The organism is Maritimibacter sp. 55A14 (assembly GCF_003122205.1).
In the GTDB taxonomy this organism is placed as follows: Bacteria; Pseudomonadota; Alphaproteobacteria; order Rhodobacterales; family Rhodobacteraceae; genus QEYE01.
The window spans coordinates 239,997-257,635 of the sequence record NZ_QEYE01000001.1; the positions used below are offsets into that span (position 1 = coordinate 239,997).

At 68.6% G+C, this 17,639-nt stretch carries 18 protein-coding genes; 12 read left to right on the forward strand and 6 right to left on the reverse strand.

The genetic code is table 11. The features are described from left to right. Positions 1–110 precede the first annotated feature (110 nt). From DDZ14_RS01175 to DDZ14_RS01225, 11 genes are all read left to right on the forward strand, one after another. Positions 111–1,865, forward strand: coding sequence for a nitrite reductase (locus DDZ14_RS01175; protein WP_109423105.1), 1,755 nt, complete (start codon positions 111–113; stop codon positions 1,863–1,865). Between the two features lie 69 nt (positions 1,866–1,934). Next, positions 1,935–2,726, forward strand: a complete 792-nt coding sequence (gene cobA, locus DDZ14_RS01180) for a uroporphyrinogen-III C-methyltransferase (protein WP_109423106.1) — start codon at positions 1,935–1,937, stop codon at positions 2,724–2,726. Beyond that, the gene (locus tag DDZ14_RS01185) at positions 2,719–3,036 is read left to right on the forward strand and encodes a cytochrome c (RefSeq protein WP_109423107.1); all 318 of its coding nucleotides are present in this window, start codon (positions 2,719–2,721) and stop codon (positions 3,034–3,036) included. The genes cobA and DDZ14_RS01185 overlap by 8 nt, the downstream gene beginning before the upstream one ends. After that, the gene (locus tag DDZ14_RS01190) at positions 3,033–4,208 is read left to right on the forward strand and encodes a cytochrome D1 domain-containing protein (RefSeq protein WP_109423108.1); all 1,176 of its coding nucleotides are present in this window, start codon (positions 3,033–3,035) and stop codon (positions 4,206–4,208) included. Before DDZ14_RS01185 ends, DDZ14_RS01190 begins: the two co-directional genes overlap by 4 nt. Positions 4,209–4,211: 3 nt before the next feature. Further along, on the forward strand, positions 4,212–5,201 hold the full coding sequence (locus DDZ14_RS01195; protein ID WP_109423109.1) for an AsnC family transcriptional regulator: 990 nt from the start codon (positions 4,212–4,214) through the stop codon (positions 5,199–5,201). Further along, positions 5,198–5,653, forward strand: a complete 456-nt coding sequence (locus tag DDZ14_RS01200) for an Lrp/AsnC family transcriptional regulator (RefSeq protein ID WP_109423110.1) — start codon at positions 5,198–5,200, stop codon at positions 5,651–5,653. The genes DDZ14_RS01195 and DDZ14_RS01200 overlap by 4 nt, the downstream gene beginning before the upstream one ends. Continuing rightward, positions 5,650–6,141 (forward strand): Lrp/AsnC family transcriptional regulator, encoded by a 492-nt coding sequence (locus tag DDZ14_RS01205; RefSeq protein WP_109423111.1) that lies wholly within the window; start codon positions 5,650–5,652, stop codon positions 6,139–6,141. Before DDZ14_RS01200 ends, DDZ14_RS01205 begins: the two co-directional genes overlap by 4 nt. Then, complete coding sequence (gene nirJ / locus DDZ14_RS01210) at positions 6,141–7,349, forward strand: heme d1 biosynthesis radical SAM protein NirJ (RefSeq protein WP_109423112.1); 1,209 nt, start codon at positions 6,141–6,143, stop codon at positions 7,347–7,349. The genes DDZ14_RS01205 and nirJ overlap by 1 nt, the downstream gene beginning before the upstream one ends. Then, a complete protein-coding gene (locus DDZ14_RS01215; protein ID WP_109423113.1) occupies positions 7,324–8,880 on the forward strand; it encodes a cytochrome D1 domain-containing protein in 1,557 nt (518 codons plus the stop codon). The genes nirJ and DDZ14_RS01215 overlap by 26 nt, the downstream gene beginning before the upstream one ends. Beyond that, the gene (locus DDZ14_RS01220) at positions 8,837–9,595 is read left to right on the forward strand and encodes a CbiX/SirB N-terminal domain-containing protein (RefSeq protein ID WP_109423114.1); all 759 of its coding nucleotides are present in this window, start codon (positions 8,837–8,839) and stop codon (positions 9,593–9,595) included. Before DDZ14_RS01215 ends, DDZ14_RS01220 begins: the two co-directional genes overlap by 44 nt. Next, on the forward strand, positions 9,592–9,828 hold the full coding sequence (locus tag DDZ14_RS01225; RefSeq protein ID WP_109423115.1) for a hypothetical protein: 237 nt from the start codon (positions 9,592–9,594) through the stop codon (positions 9,826–9,828). The genes DDZ14_RS01220 and DDZ14_RS01225 overlap by 4 nt, the downstream gene beginning before the upstream one ends. An 11-nt stretch (positions 9,829–9,839) precedes the next feature. Here the strand turns inward: DDZ14_RS01225 and DDZ14_RS01230 are convergent, their stop codons facing one another. The 6 genes from DDZ14_RS01230 to DDZ14_RS01255 all read right to left on the reverse strand — a co-directional run bounded on the left by DDZ14_RS01230 (position 9,840) and on the right by DDZ14_RS01255 (position 15,691). Further along, positions 9,840–10,754, reverse strand: a complete 915-nt coding sequence (locus DDZ14_RS01230; RefSeq protein ID WP_109423116.1) for a nitrilase-related carbon-nitrogen hydrolase — start codon at positions 10,752–10,754, stop codon at positions 9,840–9,842. A gap of 64 nt (positions 10,755–10,818) precedes the next feature. Then, positions 10,819–11,856, reverse strand: coding sequence for an extracellular solute-binding protein (locus DDZ14_RS01235; RefSeq protein ID WP_109423117.1), 1,038 nt, complete (start codon positions 11,854–11,856; stop codon positions 10,819–10,821). Between the two features lie 57 nt (positions 11,857–11,913). Then, the gene (locus tag DDZ14_RS01240; RefSeq protein ID WP_233252434.1) at positions 11,914–12,672 is read right to left on the reverse strand and encodes an ABC transporter permease; all 759 of its coding nucleotides are present in this window, start codon (positions 12,670–12,672) and stop codon (positions 11,914–11,916) included. 85 nt (positions 12,673–12,757) lie between these two features. Continuing rightward, on the reverse strand, positions 12,758–13,690 hold the full coding sequence (locus tag DDZ14_RS01245) for an ABC transporter permease (protein WP_109423119.1): 933 nt from the start codon (positions 13,688–13,690) through the stop codon (positions 12,758–12,760). Beyond that, positions 13,690–14,793: an ABC transporter ATP-binding protein gene (locus tag DDZ14_RS01250; protein WP_369914257.1), complete on the reverse strand. Its 1,104-nt coding sequence runs from the start codon at positions 14,791–14,793 to the stop codon at positions 13,690–13,692. Before DDZ14_RS01250 ends, DDZ14_RS01245 begins: the two co-directional genes overlap by 1 nt. An 82-nt stretch (positions 14,794–14,875) precedes the next feature. Further along, positions 14,876–15,691, reverse strand: coding sequence for a helix-turn-helix transcriptional regulator (locus tag DDZ14_RS01255; protein WP_109423120.1), 816 nt, complete (start codon positions 15,689–15,691; stop codon positions 14,876–14,878). Between the two features lie 119 nt (positions 15,692–15,810). Between DDZ14_RS01255 and DDZ14_RS01260 the strand changes: the two genes are divergently transcribed. Then, on the forward strand, positions 15,811–17,478 hold the full coding sequence (locus DDZ14_RS01260; RefSeq protein ID WP_109423121.1) for an amidohydrolase: 1,668 nt from the start codon (positions 15,811–15,813) through the stop codon (positions 17,476–17,478). Positions 17,479–17,639 lie beyond the last annotated feature (161 nt).

Sequence of the window (17,639 nt, forward strand, 5' to 3'; positions counted from 1 at the left end):
TGCCCGATCCATCGCGCAGCGCGCCCGGTCCGGCCTTAACGAAAGTCAAGGCGGTGCGCGCGGCCCCGCCGCAGGGTGACGCTGCCTCACCAGCGAACGGAGATACCGGAATGACAGTGATATCCAAGCTCCGCACAGCCGCCCTGACCGCCAGCGTCGCGATTCCGATCGCCCTGCTCGGCGGCCCGTCGGCGGCTCAGGACAAACCCGAGGGTCACGGCGATGCGCCAGCGGCCCAATACACCTACAGCGCCACCACGCTGGGCGAAATCGACGTGGAGCTTCCGGGCCGCAAGCCCGGCGATCCGGTGATCACGCCATCGGAGTTCAACAAGGCCGCGACGATCTATTTCGAGCGCTGCGCGGGCTGCCACGGCGTGTTGCGCAAGGGGGCCACCGGCAAGCCGCTGACCACCGACATCACGCGCGAGAACGGCTATGACTACCTGGTCAGCTTCATGACCTACGGCTCGCCCGCCGGGATGCCCAACTGGGGCACCTCGGGCGAGCTTTCCGAGGCCGAGATCGACATGCTGGCGCGCTACCTGCTGATCGAGCCCCCCGCCCCGCCGGAATTCGGCATGGCGGCGATGCGCGGCACCTGGAAGCTGCATGTCGCGCCCGAGGACCGGCCGACCGAGCAGATGAACGATCTGGAGATCGACAAGCTCTTCTCGGTGACGCTGCGCGACGCCGGCCAGGTCGCGCTGATCGACGGCGACAGCTACGAGATCGTCAAGGTGCTGGAGACCGGCTATGCCGTGCATATCAGCCGCATCTCGGCCTCCGGGCGCTATCTCTTCGTGATCGGGCGCGACGCCAAGGTCAACATGATCGACCTGTGGATGGAAGAGCCCACCACCGTGGCCGAGATCAAGGTCGGCTCGGAGGCGCGTTCCATCGAGACATCCAAGATGGAGGGCTGGGAGGACAAATACGCGATCGCCGGATCCTACTGGCCGCCGCAATACGTGATCATGGACGGTGCCACGCTGGAGCCGCTCAAGATCAAGTCCACCCGCGGGATGATCTACGACACGCAGGAGTTCCACCCCGAACCCCGCGTCGCGGCGATCATCAGCTCCCACTACAAGCCGGAATTCATCGTCAACGTGAAGGAGACCGGCAAGATCCTGATGGTGGATTATTCCGACATCAAGAACCTGAAAGTGACCGAGATCGAGGCCGAGCGCTTCCTGCATGACGGCGGACTCGACTCGACCAAGCGCTATTTCCTGACGGCGGCCAATGCCCGCAACAAGGTCGCGGTGATCGACACCAAGACCAGTTCGCTGATCGCGATGGTCGATACCCAGGGCCAGACCCCGCATCCGGGGCGCGGCGCCAATATCGACCACCCGGTCTTTGGTCCGGTCTGGGCGACCTCGCATCTGGGCGACGAGACGGTGGCGTTGATCGGCACCGATCCCGAAGGCCATCCCGAACACGCCTGGAAGGTGGTTCAGCAACTCTATGCGCTGGGCGGCGGGTCGCTCTTCGTCAAGACCCACCCGGAGAGCGAGCATCTCTACGTCGATGCGCCGCTCAACCCCGATGCCGAGGTTTCGGCCTCGATCGCGGTCTTCAAGGTCGGCGACCTGACGCAGGAGGAGCCGGAATACACCGTGCTTCCGATCGGCGAATGGGCCGCCATCGCGGACGGGCAGCCGCGCGTCGTGCAGGGCGAGTTCAACCGCGAAGGCGACGAGATCTGGTTCTCGGTCTGGAATTCCAAGGACAAGGAATCGGCCATCGTGGTGGTCGATGACAAGACCCTGGAGCTCAAGAAGGTGATCAAGGACGAACGGCTGGTCACGCCGACCGGCAAGTTCAACGTCTACAACACCCGCGCCGACGTCTACTGAGGCGGCACCACGGCCGGGGCGGCGCAGCGCCCGCCCCGGCCCCCTTACCGACAGGACCGGAGGGCAGTCATGAAACCGATCGGCAAGGTCTTTCTGGTGGGCGCGGGCCCCGGCGATCCCGGCCTTCTGACACTCCGGGCCGCGCGGCTGATCGAGAACGCCGAGGTCATCGTGCATGACCGTCTGGTCTCGCCCGAGATCATGGCGCTGGCCCCGCCGCAGGCGCGGCTGATCCCGGTCGGAAAGGCGCCGCGGCACCATCCGGTCCCGCAGGCGCGCATCAACGAGATACTGATCCGCCTGGCGCTGGAGGGCCGCACGGTCCTGCGCCTGAAAGGCGGCGATCCCTTCATCTTCGGCCGCGGCTCCGAGGAGGCCGCGGAACTGCGCGACATGGGCGTGCCGGTGGAGGTGGTGCCGGGCATCACCGCCGCGCAGGGTGCGGCCAGCGCGACCGGTGTGCCGCTCACCCATCGCGGGCTGGCCACCGGTGTGCGTTACGTAACCGGGCATTGCCGCGCCGGGGCCGACCTGGCGCTGGACTGGGAGGGGCTGGCCGATCCCGACACCACGCTGGTGATCTATATGGGCGTGGCCAATATCGGCCGGATCGCCGCGGCGCTGCACCGTGCCGGGCTGGATGCCGAGACCCCGGTTATGGCCGTGGCAGGCACCACCACCCCGCAGGAACGACGGTTGATTTCCAGCCTCGGGCGGATTGCGGGAGAGGTTTCGCGCGCCGGGCTGGCGGGGCCGGTGCTCTTCATCGCGGGGCGAGTCGTCTCGCTCTATCCCGGCTGCCCGGCCAGCGTCCTGGCCGCCCTCGCCGCCCCTGCCCGAACAGAACCCGCCCATGTCTGACCCCCAGATCATCCTTGCCGCGACGCTGCTGGCGCTCTGCGCAGGAGACGCCGCCGCTGACGAACCGCAGCACGACCGGCTGGAACGGCTGGTGCGGCAGGACTGCGGTTCCTGCCACGGGATGCGGCTCTCCGGCGGTCTGGGGCCGGACATCCGCGCCGCTGCGCTGGCCGGGCGCGACAACGAAACCCTGGAGACGATCATCCTCGACGGCATTCCGGGCACGCCAATGCCGCCCTGGCGGCCGCTGCTCAGTGCCGCCGAGGCGGCCTGGATCGTCGGTTACCTGCGCGAGGTGGACAGGCCATGACACACAATCTGCGACTCATCCTCCTGATCGTCATTCTTGTGCTCGGCGCGGCGCTGCGCCAGGCCGATGCGGGCGAGACCGGGGCCACGGCCACCGGCGATCTGGGCGTGGTGGTGGAACGTGCCAGCGGCACGCTGCTGATCGTGGACCGCTCGGAGCGCGCGGCGGTCGGGCGTGTGACGGGGCTGGGCGATCTCTCGCACGCCTCGGTCACCTTCTCGCCCGACGAACGCTTCGCCTATGTCTTCGGCCGCGACGGCGGGCTGACCAAGGTCGACCTGCTGACCCGGACCATCGCAGCCCGCGTGATCCAGTCCGGCAACGCCATCGGCGGAGCGATCTCCGATGACGGGCGGCTGATTGCGGTCTCGAATTACGAGCCGGGCGGCGTGCGGGTCTTCGACGCCGACACGCTGGAGATGCTGGCCGACATCCCCACCGGCGCCAAGACCATCGGGCTGGTCGATGCCCCCGGCCGCCGCTTCGTCTTCACGCTCTGGGACGCGGGCGAGACCTGGATCGCGGATTTCTCCACCGGCGGCGACCCCGCGATCACGAATATCCGCGGGATCGGCGCCAATCCCTATGACGCGCTGATCACCGCCGACGGGCGCACCTATATCGCCGGGCTCTTCGGCGAGGACGGGCTGACACGGCTCGATCTTTGGCAGGAGCGCCCCGCGCCGGAGCGCATCCTGGCGGGTTACGGGCGCGGCGAGGCCCCGCTGCCGGTCTACAAGATGCCGCATCTGGAAGGCTGGGCGCTGGCGGGCGACCGGTTCGCGCTGCCTGCCGTGGGCCGGCACGAGCTGCTCTGGGTCGACGCGCGCGACTTTGCGGAGATCGGCCGGACCCGCACCCACGGCCAGCCGGTCTTCGCCGTGGCGCGGCCCGGCGGGCGGCAGGTCTGGGTCAATTTCGCCCATCCGCTCAATGACACGGTGCAGGTGGTGGACGTGCCTTCGGGCGAGGTCGTGCATACCCTTACCCCCGGCCCCGGCGTTCTGCACATGGAGTTCGCGCCCCGCGGCGCAGAGGTCTGGCTGTCGGTGCGCGATGGCGGCCGGGTCGAGATCTACGACACCGAAACCTTCCGCAAACTGGGCGAGATCGCGGCCGAGAGCCCGTCGGGCATCTTCTTCACCGCGCGCGCCCACCGCATGGGGCTCTGAGCCATGACCGGACCGCTCGACGAGATCGACCACCGGCTGCTGGATGGCTGGCAGCGCGACCTGCCGCTGGTCCCCCGCCCCTTCGCGGCGATGGCCGGCGCGCTGGGCATTCCGGAGGCGGAGGTGCGCGCGCGGCTGGCGCGGCTTGCCCGCATGGGCGCGGTCAGCCGGGTCGGCGCGACCTGCCGGCCCAACACGGCGGGCGCCAGCACGCTGGCGGCGCTGGCCGCACCCGACTGGAAGGTCGAAGCGGTCGCGGCGACGCTGGCGCAGACGCCGGGCGTCAACCATGTCTACCTGCGCGAGGACACCTGGAACCTCTGGTTCGTGGCGACCGGGCCGGACCGGGGGCACGTGGACCACGCGCTTGACGCAATCCGCCGGGCCACGGGGCTGCGGGTGCTGGATCTGCCGCTGGTGCGGCCCTTCAACATCGACCTGGGCTTCCCGCTGCGCGGCGACCGTTGCGCGCCACCGCCACGCGCCGCCGATCCGGATGCGCTCCGGCCCGGCGACCGGGCGATCATGCAGGCGCTTTCCAGCGGCCTCGCGCTGGTGTCCCGCCCCTTCGCCGCGATCGCCCGCGATCTTGGACGAGGCGAGGCGGAAGTGTTGGAGCGCATCCGCGCGCTCGCCGCTGCCGGCATCCTGTCGCGGGTGGGAGTGATCGTGCGTCACCGGGCGCTGGGCTGGCGCTCGAACGCGATGGTGCTCTGGCAAGCCGCGCCGGAAGAGATCGATCGCGCTGGGCCGCGCCTGGCCGCCGTGCCGGGCGTCACGCTCTGCTACGAGCGCCGCCCGGTCCCGGTCATCTGGCCCTACACGCTCTACTGCATGATCCACGCCCGCAGCCGCGCCGAGGCGTTCGAGACGCTGGCGCGTGCCGCCGCAGAGTCCGGGCTGGAGCACGGGGCGCGCCGGGTGCTGTTTTCCACACATTGCTACAAGCAGACCGGCGCGCTGGTCGCCACAGGACGGGGAGACGCCGCATGAGTTCCGGCCCCGACGAGACCGACCGCCGCATTCTCAATGCTTTGCAGGAGGGTCTGCCGATCTGCCCGCGCCCATTCGCCGCCGCCGCAACCGCGCTGGGGTTGGACGAAGCCGAGTTGATCGCCCGGCTGGAACGTCTGCGCGCCGCGCGGATCATCACCCGCTTCGGCCCATTCTACGACGCCGCCGCGATGGGGGGTGCGTTCTGCCTTTGCGCTATGGCGGTGCCAGAGGACCGGTTCGACGCGGTGGCCGAGATCGTGAACGGCTTCCCCGAGGTGGCGCATAATTACGCGCGCGATCACGCGCTCAACATGTGGTTCGTGCTGGCCACGGAATCCGCGGACGGCATCGCGCCCGCCGCCGCACGCATCTCCGCCGCGTCCGGGCTGGAGGTGCTGCGCTTTCCCAAGCTGAGAGAGTTCTGCATCGGTTTCCGGGTGGCGGCATGAGCATCGACGCAACAGACCGCCGGATCGTCGCGGCCACGGCCGCGGGCCTGCCGCTGGTCCCCGCGCCCTATGCCGGGATCGCCGCGCAGACCGGGATCGCGGAGGCCGAGGTGATCGCCCGCATGTGTGCCATGCAGGCGCGCGGGGTGATCCGCCGGGTGGCCGCCGCGCCCAACCACTACGCGCTGGGCATGACCGCCAACGGCATGACCGTCTGGGACGTCGACGACGCGCAGGCGGAGGCGCTTGGCGATGCCGTGGGGGCACTCGATTTCGTCAGCCATTGCTACCTGCGCCCGCGCGCCCTGCCCGCCTGGCCCTACAACCTCTTCGCGATGGTCCACGGGACGAGCCGCGCGGAGGTCGAGGCCAAGCGTGCCGTCATCGCCCGGCTGCTGGGGGACGCCTGCAGGGCGCGCGACGTGCTCTACTCAACCCGGATCCTGAAGAAGGCCGGTTTCCGGCCGAGGCGCGAAGGAGACGCCTGATGTTCCGCCTCTCGCAATACATGCAGCAGCTTGTCACGCCGAGCCCCGTGCGCCGCCCGCGCGGGGTGCAGAAGCCGGTGGTGATCTGGAACCTGACCCGGCGCTGCAACCTCAAATGCCGCCATTGCTACACGGTCTCCGCCGACCATGCCTTTCCGGGCGAGCTGACCACCGCAGAGGCACATGGCGTGCTCGACGACCTGGCGGGTTTCGGCATCCCCGCGCTGATCCTGTCGGGTGGCGAGCCGATGGTGCGCCCTGACCTGATGGAGTTGGCGGCACGCGCGCGGGCCATGATCCGCTACCTCGCGCTCTCCACCAACGGCACGAAGATCGCGGGGGAAGCCGCCGACAGGATTGCGGAAATCGGCTTCGACTACGTGGGCATCTCGATCGACGGCGTGGGCGCCACCAATGACTGGTTCCGCGGCATGGCGGGCGCCTTCGATCAGGCGGTGGCTGGTGTGCGGGCCTGCAAGGCGCGTGGCATCAAGGTCGGTCTGCGCTTCACGCTGACCCGCGACAACGCCGCGCAACTGCCCGATCTGCTGGCGCTCTGCGATGCCGAGGGGGTGGACAAGTTCTATCTCTCGCATCTGGTCTATGCCGGGCGCGGCGACAAGAACCGGGGCGAGGACGCGGCCCATGACCACACGCGCGCCGCGCTCGATCTGCTGATCGACCGGGCCTGGGTCGCCGCCGCCGAGGGCGCGCCGCTCGACATCGTGACCGGCAACAACGATGCCGACGCAGTTTACTTGCTGCACTGGGCCGCGCGCCATTTCGCGCCCGAGAAGGTGGCGCATCTGCGCACCCACCTGGAAGCCTGGGGCGGAAACTCATCGGGCCTGGGGGTGGCCAATATCGACACCCAGGGCGGCGTGCATCCCGACACCTACTGGTCGGATTACACGGTCGGCAATGTGCGGGATGCGCGGTTCACCGAACTCTGGACCGGGCCCGACCCGATCCTGGCCGAGTTGCGCCGCCGCCCGCGACCGCTCAAGGGCCGCTGCGGGGCCTGCGCGTTTCGGGCGGTCTGCGGCGGCAACACCCGCATCCGCGCGCTGCAACTCACCGGCGATCCCTGGGCCGAGGACCCGGCCTGCTATCTATCCGATGCGGAGATCGGCGTGGACGCCGCGCCGCGCCTGACGGTCACGCCATTCCGGGGGAAACGCCATGATCCGGCGCATCGTTTCGTCTAGCCTGTTGCTGCTGGCGCTTACCGGCGCACCGGCGCACGCCGCCGACCCGGCGGCGCTCTATGCCGCGAACTGCGCCGCCTGCCACGGTGCGGCGCGGCTGGGCGGCACCGGCCCCGCGCTGATCCCCGAGACGCTGGGGCGGATGCGCGGCCCCGACGTGGCCAGCGTCATTGCCGGGGGCCGCGCCGCCACGCAGATGCCGGGTTTCGCCAGGGTGCTGCACGCGGACGAGATCGCGGCACTGGCGGATTACGTAACAGCGCCACTGGACGCGGTTCCGGTCTGGGGCGCGGACGAGATCGCGGCGAGCCGCAGCCTCAACCCCGATTACCGGCCGGTCGCAGCACCGGTCCACGGGGCCGATCCGCTCAACATGTTCCTGGTGGTCGAGAAGGGCGACCACCATATCAGCGTGCTCGACGGCGACAGCTTCGACGTGCTCGACCGGTTCCCGACGCCCTTCGCCGTGCATGGCGGGCCGAAATTCGCCCCCGACGGCCGGACCGTCTTCGTCATGTCGCGCGACGGCTGGGTGCTGAAATACGACATGGAGGCGCTGGCCGAGGTCGGGCGCGTGCGCGCGGGCATTAACAGCCGCAACATCGCGATCTCGCAGGACGGCAAATGGCTGGCGGTGGCGAACTACCTGCCCCGCACGCTGACCATCCTCGACACCGCCGATCTGAGCATCGCGCGCATCTTCGAGATCGCCGGCCGCGACGGCGCGCGCTCGCGCGTCTCGGCGGTCTACCAGGCCCCGGCGCGCGACAGTTTCATCCTGGCGCTCAAGGACGTGCCCGAGGTCTGGGAGATCGCCACTGACCCGGAGGCGCCGCCGGTTTACGAGGGTTTCGTGCATAGCCGCGAGAAGGGCATGGTGGAGGCGCTGCCCTCCTCGCAGGGGCTCTTCGCACGCCGCCGCATCATGGTGAGCGAGCCGATCGACGATTTCTTCTTCACGCCGGACTATTACAACCTGATCGGCGCCACGCGCGACGGCACGCGGGGGGTCGTCGTCAACCTGATCGTGGGCCGCGAGATCGCGGAACTGCCGCTGCCGGGCATGCCGCATCTGGGATCGGGGATCGCGTTTTCGCATGGCGGCCGGCAGGTCATCGCCACCCCGCATCTGCGCGAGGCCAAGCTCTCGGTGATCGACCCGGCAAGCTGGAAGGTGGTTGCCACGGTCGCCACCGAAGGCCCCGGTTTCTTCTTGAGGAGCCACGAGAACAGCCCATATTTCTGGGCGGACGTGTTTTTCGGGCCGAACCGCGATGCGATACATGTGATCGACAAGGAGACGCTGGAGATCGTGCAAACGCTGCGCCCCGTGCCGGGCAAGACGCTGGCGCATGTGGAGTTCGACCGCGACGGGCGGCACGCGCTGGTCAGCCTTTGGGAAGACGACGGTGCGGTGATCGTATATGACGCGAGGACGCTGGAAGAGGTCAAGCGCCTGCCGATGAAGAAGCCTTCTGGAAAGTACAATGTCTTCAACAAGATCACCTTCTCCGACGGCACCAGCCACTGAGCGCGCGGCGCTGATCGTGGCGCATGGCCAGCCTTCGGACCCGGACGGCCCGCAGGCCCGCGCGGAGGCGTTTGCGGAGGCGGTCGCGCGGCATCTGCCCGACTGGCGCGTCGCCGGGGCCACGCTGGCCGCGCCGGGCGCGCTGGCGCGTGCGGTCGCGGCGCTGGGCAACGCGCGGCCGGTGGTCTATCCGCTCTTCATGTCCGACGGCTGGTTCGTGAAGACCGAACTGCCGGGCCGTCTGGCCAAGGCGGGCGCGCCATCGGCCCGCATAACGGCAGCGCTGGGGCTCGATCCGGGCATGCCTGCGCTGCTGGCTCGGGCCGCGCAGGCGGGCGCGCAGGCGCATGGGCTGACGCCCGCGGAAACCGGGCTTCTGCTGGCCGCGCATGGCTCGCCCTCCAACCCCCGGCCCCGCGCCGTGGCCGACGAGGCGGCCCGCGCGATGGCGCCCCTGGCGGGGTTCCGCGAGATCGTCACCGGCTTCGTCGACGAGGCCCCCGGCATCGCCGAGGCCGCCCGCCACCTGCCCGCGCCCGCGCTCTGCCTGCCCTTCTTCGCGCGCACCGGTGGGCATGTGCTGGACGATCTCCCCGCGGCGTTGGCCGAGGCCGGGTTCGACGGACCGCTCCTGCCCCCGGTCGGCGAGGACGCGGCGGTGGCCGAAATGGCGGCACGCACGATCGCCGCCCTGCCCGTGGAGGATCCGGCATGAGCCCCGGCCACGACGCCCGCTGGCCGGTCTGGCGGCTGGCGCTGTTGCTCGCGCCCTTCGCCTTCGGTGCGGTGGCGATCAATCTTTTCATGCTGGGGCTGATGGCGCAGGCGGTGGGCCTTTCCGCGCTCTCGCCCTATGCGGCGATGGCCTGGGCACTGCCGCTGACCCCGCCGGCAAGCTGGGCGGCGGGCCGGTGGCTGCGCCGGCTGATGGACGAGGCCGAGGGATAGGTCGGGGCAGTTCAGCCCCGTTCGATACGTAGTCCGGAAGCGTCCCAGCCGCCCGGCCACACCTCCGCACCAGCCCCGCGCAGTTGGCGGATCAGCCCCACCGGGATGTCACGGGCATGGAGCCGGAGCCCCAGCGGATCACCCGCGGGCGCGGCATCGAACGGGCCGATCTCGGCAAAGCGGCCGTCGAAGCCCAGCGCCGGTTCGCAAGGCAGGTAGACCGCCGCGCCCGAGACATTGGGCCGACCCTCGCCCAGCGGCGTAGTTCCGGTCACGCCCACCACCGCCACCGTCGCCATCAGTTCGACGGCGCGCGCGCGGGCGCAGGCGAAGACACGGGAATAGCCCGACATCTGGCGCGTCATGGATGGGCAGAGGATCAGGTCGAGCCCCGGCGCTTCCCGCGCCAGCCGGGCCGAAAGCGCAGGCAACTCGATGTCGAGGCAGGTCAGAATTGCGCAGGTGAGTCCATTCCAGCCGAAGACCGAGAGTCCGTCATGTGGGCGGATCGCCCAGCGGTCCGGCGCGCGTTCGTTGGGCGTCGGGCAGAGCTTGCGCTGCACGAGGGGCGACGCCCCGCCCGCGCGGTAGAGATGCGCGCCGTTCTGGTACCGGCCGGCCCCGTCGGCGACCGGCCAGGTGCCGGCCAGGATGTCGATGCCGTGCCGGTCGGCGACACCCTGGATGCCGGGCCCCATCGCGGCGCCCGCCTGGGCCATCAGCGCCGCCTCGTCCCTCGCCGCGAAGCCCGGTTTCTGCCAGATCAGCCAGGCTTCGGAGACGTACTCCGGCGCCACCAGCAGCGCCGAGCCCTGCGCCGCCGCTTCCGCCGCGACCTTGTCGAGGCCATCGAGCCAGTCCTGCGGGCCGCCAAGCGGCCGGGCGAGATCGGCCGCCCAGAGCGTGAGCGAGAGCGTAACGGTCATCCGTGCCTGTCCATGAGTGCAGAGAAGGCGCGCGCAGGGCCTCCCGCGCGCGCCCGGTCCGGCCCTATTGCTTCAGCCGGGTCCAGATCTTGTTGTACATGTCCACCGTTTCCTGCGGACAGGGCCGCACGAAGTCGGGTGCCGGCGCGTCGGCGGGCATCACGATCTCGGGCGCGGTCAGCATCTCGGGGTCCATGAATTCCTCGCTACCCGCGATGCCGTTGGCGTAGCGCGCGAAATTGGAGATCAACGCGGCATTCTCGGGCGCCATGATGAAGTTCACGAAGAGTTTGGCGTTCTCCATGTTGGGCGCATCCGCCAGCACGGCGACGTTGTCCATCCAGCCGGTGAAGCCTTCCTTGGGATAGGCGTATTGCAGCGTCGGGCGCTGTGCCCGCGCGCGCATCGCCGCACCGTTCCAGTTCTGCGAGATGTCCACGTCGCCGGAGGTCAGCTTCTCGATGGTGGAATAGTCCATCGTGCGCCAGTGCTGCTTGGCGTTGAGCAGCAGCTCCGTCACCTCCTTGAGTTCCTCGACATTGCCGTTGCACCGCTCGTAGCCCAGATAGCGCAGGCCCGCGTTGATGACATCGTTCATGTCGTTGAGCATGTTGATGCGGCCCTGAAGCTCCTCCGGCGGTTCGAAGAGAAGCGCCAGCGTGTGGATGTCGTCGCCCTTGAAGACCTCGGTATCGACGGTGAAGGACGTCGTGCCCCATTGCCACGGCACCGAGTAGTTGCGGCCCGGATCCCACCACACATCGACCCATTTCGGGTCCATATGCTCGAAATTCTCCATCTCGTTGGGCTTGATCTCGGCCAGCAGGCCCTGCTCGATCATGATCTTGATCATGTAGTCGCCCGGCACGACGATATCGTAGCCGGTGCCGCCCTCCTTGACCTTGGCCAGCATCGTCTCGTTGCTGTCATAGCCGTCGAGCGTCACGTCGACATCGTATGCCTTCTCGAATTTCTCGATCAGTTCGGGGTTGGTGTAGTTGCCCCAGTTGTAGATGTTGAGTTCGCCTTCGGCCCAGGCCGGCGCGGCCCCCGCAAGGCCGAGCGCGCCGGCCGCGAAGAGCGTTACAATGCGTCTTGTCATCTGTCTTTCTCCTCTGTTGGTCGTTCTTGTGATACGGGCGCAAGCAGACCCGCCCGGTCAGGTCTTCCGCTGTTTCCCGATCAGGAAGAACAGCGTCACGAAAATCAGCGACAGGCCAAGTAGCAGCGTCGAGACGGCGTTGATCTCCGGCGTGATGCCGCGCCTGATCTGGCCCAGTATGTAGATCGGCAGCGTCGTCTCGCCCGGTCCCGCCACCAGCAGGGTGATGATGACATCATCGAGCGAAACCACAAAGGCTAGCATCACGCCCGCGAAGATGCCCGGCATCAGAAGCGGCAGCGTGACCCTGCGGAAAACCTGGAACGGCGGCGCATAGAGGTCGGCCGCCGCCTGTTCCAGCGTCAGGTTCATGTCCTCCAGCCGCGCACGAATCGGCATATAGGCGAAGGGGATGCAGAAGACCGTGTGGGCCAGCATCAGATAGCCGATCCCGGTGATGCCGGTGGCCTTCTTGATGATCGTGAAGAGTGCCAGCGTGGCCACGGCCGTGACGATCTCGGGCACCATCAGCGGCTGGTTGACGATGGCGTAGGCCAGCGTCTGGCCGCGATAGGGCCGCGTGCGCGTGGTCGCCAGCGCGGCCATCGTGGCGAAAATCGTGGAGAAGAGCGTCGCCACCGTCGCGACCTGGAAGGAGATTACCGTGGCGTTGCGGATGCCTTCGTTGCCGAACGCCTCGACATACCAGCGGAAGCTGAACTCGGTCCAGCGCACCACAGATCGGTTGTCGTTGAAGGAAAACGCGATCAGCACCGCAATGGGCGCGTAGAGGAAGACGATGCAGACCCAGGCCATCGGCGTGAAACCCGGCTGGTGGCGCAGGTCCGTCCGGAGCCGGGCACGCCGGCCGGCGGGGGCTGCGGCGGCGGGGGCTGCGGCGTCAGCCATGATTGCCCCCCTCGCGCGAGGCGTTGCGCACATAGATCAGCAGCGCCACCATCACCACCGCCATCAGGATCAGCGCGGCGGCCGAGCCGAAAGGCCAGTTGCGCGACGATCCGAACTGGAGCGCGATCAGGTTGCCGATCATCAGCTCCTTGCCGCCGCCCAGCAGCGTCGGCGTGATATAGGCCCCGAGGCCAGGGATGAAGACAAGGATCGAGCCCGCAACGATGCCGGGCTTCGCCGCCGGCACGATGATCCGCCGGAGCACCTGGAAGCGCGTGGCGTAAAGGTCGTAGGCCGCCTCCACCAGCCGGAAATCGAGCTTCTCCAGAGAGGCGTAGAGCGGCAGCACCATGAAGGGCAGATAGCTGTAGATCAGCCCGATGAAGACCGCCGTGTCGGTGTAGAGGATGCTGATCGGCCTGTCGATCAGACCGGCATTGATCAAGCCAAGGTTGATGATTCCCTCGTCGCGGATGATCAGCAATACCGCATAGGTCCGGATCAACAGGTTGGTCCAGAACGGCAAGGTGATGAGGAAGAGCCAGACATTGCGCTGCTCAGGCGGCTTGGAGGCGATGAAATAGGCGGTCGGAAAGCCGATGATGAGCGCGCCCACCGTCGCCACGAAGGCCAGCCCGATGGAACGGCCGTAAATCTGAAGATAGGTGGAGGAGAATTCCAGCGTGCCGTCGAAAATGTCGCGCTCGAAGAGGAACTGCACATAGGCATCGGTCGAGAACTCCCATGTCACCCCGCCATAGGTGCCCGGCGACAGGAAGGAATAGATCAGTGTGATCGTCAGCGGAAAGAGCCCGAAAATCCCGATCGTCAGCAGTGCGGGCGCCAGCAGCAGCCAGCGCGCACGGCGTTCGCGGACCTCCGCGGCGCGTCTTGCATCGACGAGTGTGCTCTGCGCCTCCGCCATCAGTCCACCAGAACCTGAAGATGCTCGTCGGGCAGAATGACCCCTGCCCGGTCGCCCGCGCCGCCCGGCGCATGCGGCGCACGCGCCACGATCGGCGGGCCGTCATCGAGGCGGATATGCACATTGTGCGCGGAGCCGAAATAGACCACCCTCTCGATCTCGCCCGTAGCGGTGCGCGCCCCGTCCTCGGGCCCCGTCAGGAGCACGTTTTCGGGGCGGATCGCGACGCTCACGGCGCCCGGCCGCATCTCCGCCTCGGGCAGCGCGGCCGAGGCCGTGGCGCCGCCGGGAAGCCGGACCACGCCGCGCCCTTCGTCAATCTTGTCAAGATCGACGTCCAGAATATTGATATCACCTATGAAATCGGCCACGAATCGGCGCGCGGGATGGTTGTAGATATCCTTGGGCGTGCCGACCTGGAGGATCTCGCCCGTGGCCATGACCGCGATCCGGTCGGACATGGTCAGCGCCTCCTCCTGGTCATGGGTGACGAAGACGAAGGTGATGCCGGTCTCGTTCTGGAGCCGCTTGAGTTCGATCTGCATCTCCTTTCGCAGCTTCAGGTCGAGCGCCGAGAGCGGCTCGTCGAGCAGCAGCACCTTCGGATGGGGGGCCAGTGCGCGGGCCAGCGCCACGCGCTGCTGCTGCCCGCCGGAGAGCTGGTCGGTGCGCCGGTCGGCCAGCCGTTCCATCTTCACCAGGTCCAGCATCCGCGCAACGGTGCCACCGATTTCCGCCGTCGGTTTGCCCTGCATTTCCAGCCCGAAGGCGATATTCTGCGCCACTGTCATATGCGGGAAAAGCGCGTAATTCTGGAACACCGTGTTCACCGGGCGCCGGTAGGGCGGCAGATGGCCGATCTCGGCCCCGTCGAGCAGGATGCGGCCCGCGCTCGGCAACTCGAACCCCGCGATCAGGCGCAGGAGCGTGGTCTTGCCGCAGCCCGACGGGCCCAGCAGCGTGAAGAACTCGTTTTCGCGGATCGTCACCGACACGTCATCAAGCGCCGTGACGCCGTCGGCGCCGCGCCCGAATGTCTTGGTCACGCGTTCGGCCTGGACCATCGCGCGGTCCGCGCCGGGCGTGTCGGTCCTCTGCTGCATCCGCACTCCCCCTCTCCGGTGGACATGGAAAGCCTAGGGTGGGGCCGGTCGTGGCGTAAATACCCCCGCGGGGATAGGCCCCTCAGGCCGCAGATTGACGCGAAAGCGCGCCCAGAAAAAGGGCGAAGAGTTCGGATTGCGAGGAAATGCCGAGCTTGCGGTAGATATTCTTGCGGTGGATCTTCACCGTGCCGGGGCTGATCCCGGCCATCCGCGCCACCGACTTCGAGGAATGCCCCTTGAGCACCAGGATCGCGATCTCGCGTTCGCGGTCGGTCAGGAGCCCCGCGCCAAACTCCGAGAGCGCGCCGTCGATGCCGGTGCCCGCGCCGGCGCCCCGCCGGGACTGCTGCGCGGCCGGGGTGAAGTGGCGGCGGTTGAGCGCGGCGAAGACCGATAGTGCGGCGCGCAGTGCCCGCAGGTCGGCGGCGGTGAAACGCGGCTGATCGGCCAGCCGCCCGATAGAATAAAAGAGATGCCGCCGTTCCGGCAGGTCGATGAGGAAAGCGGCCTCGTCCTGAAGCCGGATCGAATGGTAGTATTCCCGGCAATAGGTGGATTGCGCAAAGCGGTCCGGCGCAACCTCGCTGAGATGCAGGAAGGCGGGCGCACGCCCGGCCCGGAAGGCGACATAGAACGGGTCCAACAGATAGGCGCCTTCCAGGTAACGCCCGATCACCGCATCGCGGCGGTCCTCGCGCACGTTGTCGTAGACGCGCATGGGCGGGCGGCCGTCCTCGAGCATCAGCAGAAGGCAGCCCCGGAACGGCGCCACCGCGCGCAGGTAGTCCACCGCGCGGGGCACGAAGCCCGGCGCGCCGATCGCCGCGATGGCTTCGGCCAGCGCCTCGGGCGGGGTCAGGCCCGGTCCCGTATCGTCGGTGTAAAAGGCTGCCACGTTCGCCGTCCTGCCTTCCCAAAAGGGATATTTACGCGCCTCGGATGACAGCGCATCCTAGGCGTGTCGCCGGGCTTTGGGAAGCACCCGCCGCCCAGCCTGGCCGGAGGTGAAAGCGGATGGAACAGACAGCCGACATGGTGATCCTGAACGGGCGTGTCCTGACGATGGAAGATACGCACCCGCGGGCCGAAGCGCTGGCCTTGCGCGGGAGGCGCATCCTGGCGGTGGGCGGCACGGACGAGATCCGCGCCCTGGCCGGGCCGGGCACGCGCATCGTCGATGCCGGGGGCAATACCGTGCTGCCGGGCTTCATCGACAGCCATGTGCATCTCTTCCAGGGCTCCGCCGGGCTGGATTTCCTGTCCCTCGACACGGTGCGCGGGGCCGAGGCGCTGGCGGAGGCGATCCGGGGCTATGCCGCCGCCCGCCCCGACGAGCCGCTCATCGTCGGCACGGGGGCCAATTACGGGCTGATCGGCGGGCGCAACCCGACCCGTCACGACCTCGACGCGATCCTGGCGGAGCGCCCCGTGGCGCTGCTGGCCCCCGATATCCACACCGTCTGGGCCAATACCCGCGCGCTTGAGATGGCCGGATTGCTGGACGGGGCCGTTTGCCCGGAAGGCTCCTCGGTGGTGATGGGAGCGGACGGGCGCGCGACGGGCGAGTTGCTGGAGACCGGCGCCTTCGGACCGGTCCTGAAGCTTTCGCGCACCGGTGGGCGCGACATGCTGGGCTATGTCACCGGCGCCGACCCGGAACCGCCCGCAACCGCCGCCGAGCGCGCCGCCGACAAGGCGCTCATTGCCCGCGGCCTGGCGCATGCCGCCGCGCGGGGCATAACGACGCTGCACAACATGGACGGCAATTTCTACCAGTTGGAGCTGCTCGACGAGATGGAGGCCGCGGGCGATCTCATCTGCCGGATCCAGATCCCATTTCACCTCAAGAATTTCGACCCGCTCGAGCGGCTGGCGGAGGCGGCGGAAATGCATGCGCGTTACCGGGGCGAGCGGCTCTGGTCCGGGCGGGTCAAGATGTTCATGGACGGGGTGATGGAAAGCCGCACCGCGCTGATGCTGCGCGACTATCCCGACAGTCCGGGCAATGCCGGCGAGGCGGTCTTCCAGCCGGAGCATTTCAACGCCGCGTGCATCCGCGCCGATGCGCTGGGGCTGCAGATCAGCGTCCACGCGATCGGCGATCTGGCGGTGCGGCGCACCCTTGACGGCTATGCCGCGGCGCGGCGTGCCAACGGGCCGCGCGACAGCCGCCACCGGATCGAGCATATCGAGAGCATCCATCCCGACGACCTGCCGCGCATCCACGGGCTGGGCGCCGTCGCGTCGATGCAGCCGCGCCACGCCGCCTTCGCGGGCTTCTTCGACCCGCCCGCGCCGGACACGGTGCTCCATGCCGACCAGTTGCCGCTGGCCTTCGCCTGGGCCGATATCCGGCGCAGCGGCGCGCCGCTGGTCTTCTCCACCGACTGGCCGGTGGTGCCCGTGGACGTGATGCCCAACATCCAGGCGGCCGTGGCGCCGCGCGACCTGGGGCCGGGCTGGGGCGACCAGCGGCAAGGGCTGATGGAGACGCTGGCCTCCTACACGCGCGGCAATGCCTGGGTGGAGTTCTCGGAAGGCGAGAAGGGGCAGCTCGTGGCGGGACAATTCGGCGATGTGGTCGTGCTCGACGCCGACCTGGAGGCCACTCCGCCGGAAGCCATTGGTGCGGTCGCGCCCATGATGACGATCTGCGGCGGGTGCGTGACTTACGAGGCCTGAGCCGCGCTCCGCGCGGGATTTCCGCCTCCGGCGGGGATATTTGGAGCAAGAAGCAAGAAGAAGGGGCCGGCTCACGCTCGCGCGAGCGGCGGCGCGCCCGCGATTGCGCCGCGCGGCGTTCGGTGCTTTATGGATCGCGGTCGATCCAGGGGGCGATTGCG

Excerpts from the sequence above, each read along its gene's own strand:
- DDZ14_RS01175 (WP_109423105.1), top strand. The coding sequence starts at position 111 with ATGACAGTGATATCCAAGCTCCGCACAGCCGCCCTGACCGCCAGCGTC.
- DDZ14_RS01215 (WP_109423113.1), top strand. The coding sequence starts at position 7,324 with ATGATCCGGCGCATCGTTTCGTCTAGCCTGTTGCTGCTGGCGCTTACC.
- DDZ14_RS01245 (WP_109423119.1), bottom strand. The coding sequence starts at position 13,690 with ATGGCGGAGGCGCAGAGCACACTCGTCGATGCAAGACGCGCCGCGGAG.
- cobA (WP_109423106.1), top strand. The coding sequence starts at position 1,935 with ATGAAACCGATCGGCAAGGTCTTTCTGGTGGGCGCGGGCCCCGGCGAT.
- DDZ14_RS01225 (WP_109423115.1), top strand. The coding sequence starts at position 9,592 with ATGAGCCCCGGCCACGACGCCCGCTGGCCGGTCTGGCGGCTGGCGCTG.
- DDZ14_RS01240 (WP_233252434.1), bottom strand. The coding sequence starts at position 12,672 with ATGGCCTGGGTCTGCATCGTCTTCCTCTACGCGCCCATTGCGGTGCTG.
- DDZ14_RS01260 (WP_109423121.1), top strand. The coding sequence starts at position 15,811 with ATGGAACAGACAGCCGACATGGTGATCCTGAACGGGCGTGTCCTGACG.
- DDZ14_RS01230 (WP_109423116.1), bottom strand. The coding sequence starts at position 10,754 with ATGACCGTTACGCTCTCGCTCACGCTCTGGGCGGCCGATCTCGCCCGG.
- DDZ14_RS01220 (WP_109423114.1), top strand. The coding sequence starts at position 8,837 with ATGTCTTCAACAAGATCACCTTCTCCGACGGCACCAGCCACTGAGCGC.
- DDZ14_RS01190 (WP_109423108.1), top strand. The coding sequence starts at position 3,033 with ATGACACACAATCTGCGACTCATCCTCCTGATCGTCATTCTTGTGCTC.
- DDZ14_RS01185 (WP_109423107.1), top strand. The coding sequence starts at position 2,719 with ATGTCTGACCCCCAGATCATCCTTGCCGCGACGCTGCTGGCGCTCTGC.
- DDZ14_RS01195 (WP_109423109.1), top strand. The coding sequence starts at position 4,212 with ATGACCGGACCGCTCGACGAGATCGACCACCGGCTGCTGGATGGCTGG.
- DDZ14_RS01205 (WP_109423111.1), top strand. The coding sequence starts at position 5,650 with ATGAGCATCGACGCAACAGACCGCCGGATCGTCGCGGCCACGGCCGCG.
- DDZ14_RS01200 (WP_109423110.1), top strand. The coding sequence starts at position 5,198 with ATGAGTTCCGGCCCCGACGAGACCGACCGCCGCATTCTCAATGCTTTG.
- DDZ14_RS01250 (WP_369914257.1), bottom strand. The coding sequence starts at position 14,793 with ATGCAGCAGAGGACCGACACGCCCGGCGCGGACCGCGCGATGGTCCAG.
- DDZ14_RS01235 (WP_109423117.1), bottom strand. The coding sequence starts at position 11,856 with ATGACAAGACGCATTGTAACGCTCTTCGCGGCCGGCGCGCTCGGCCTT.
- nirJ (WP_109423112.1), top strand. The coding sequence starts at position 6,141 with ATGTTCCGCCTCTCGCAATACATGCAGCAGCTTGTCACGCCGAGCCCC.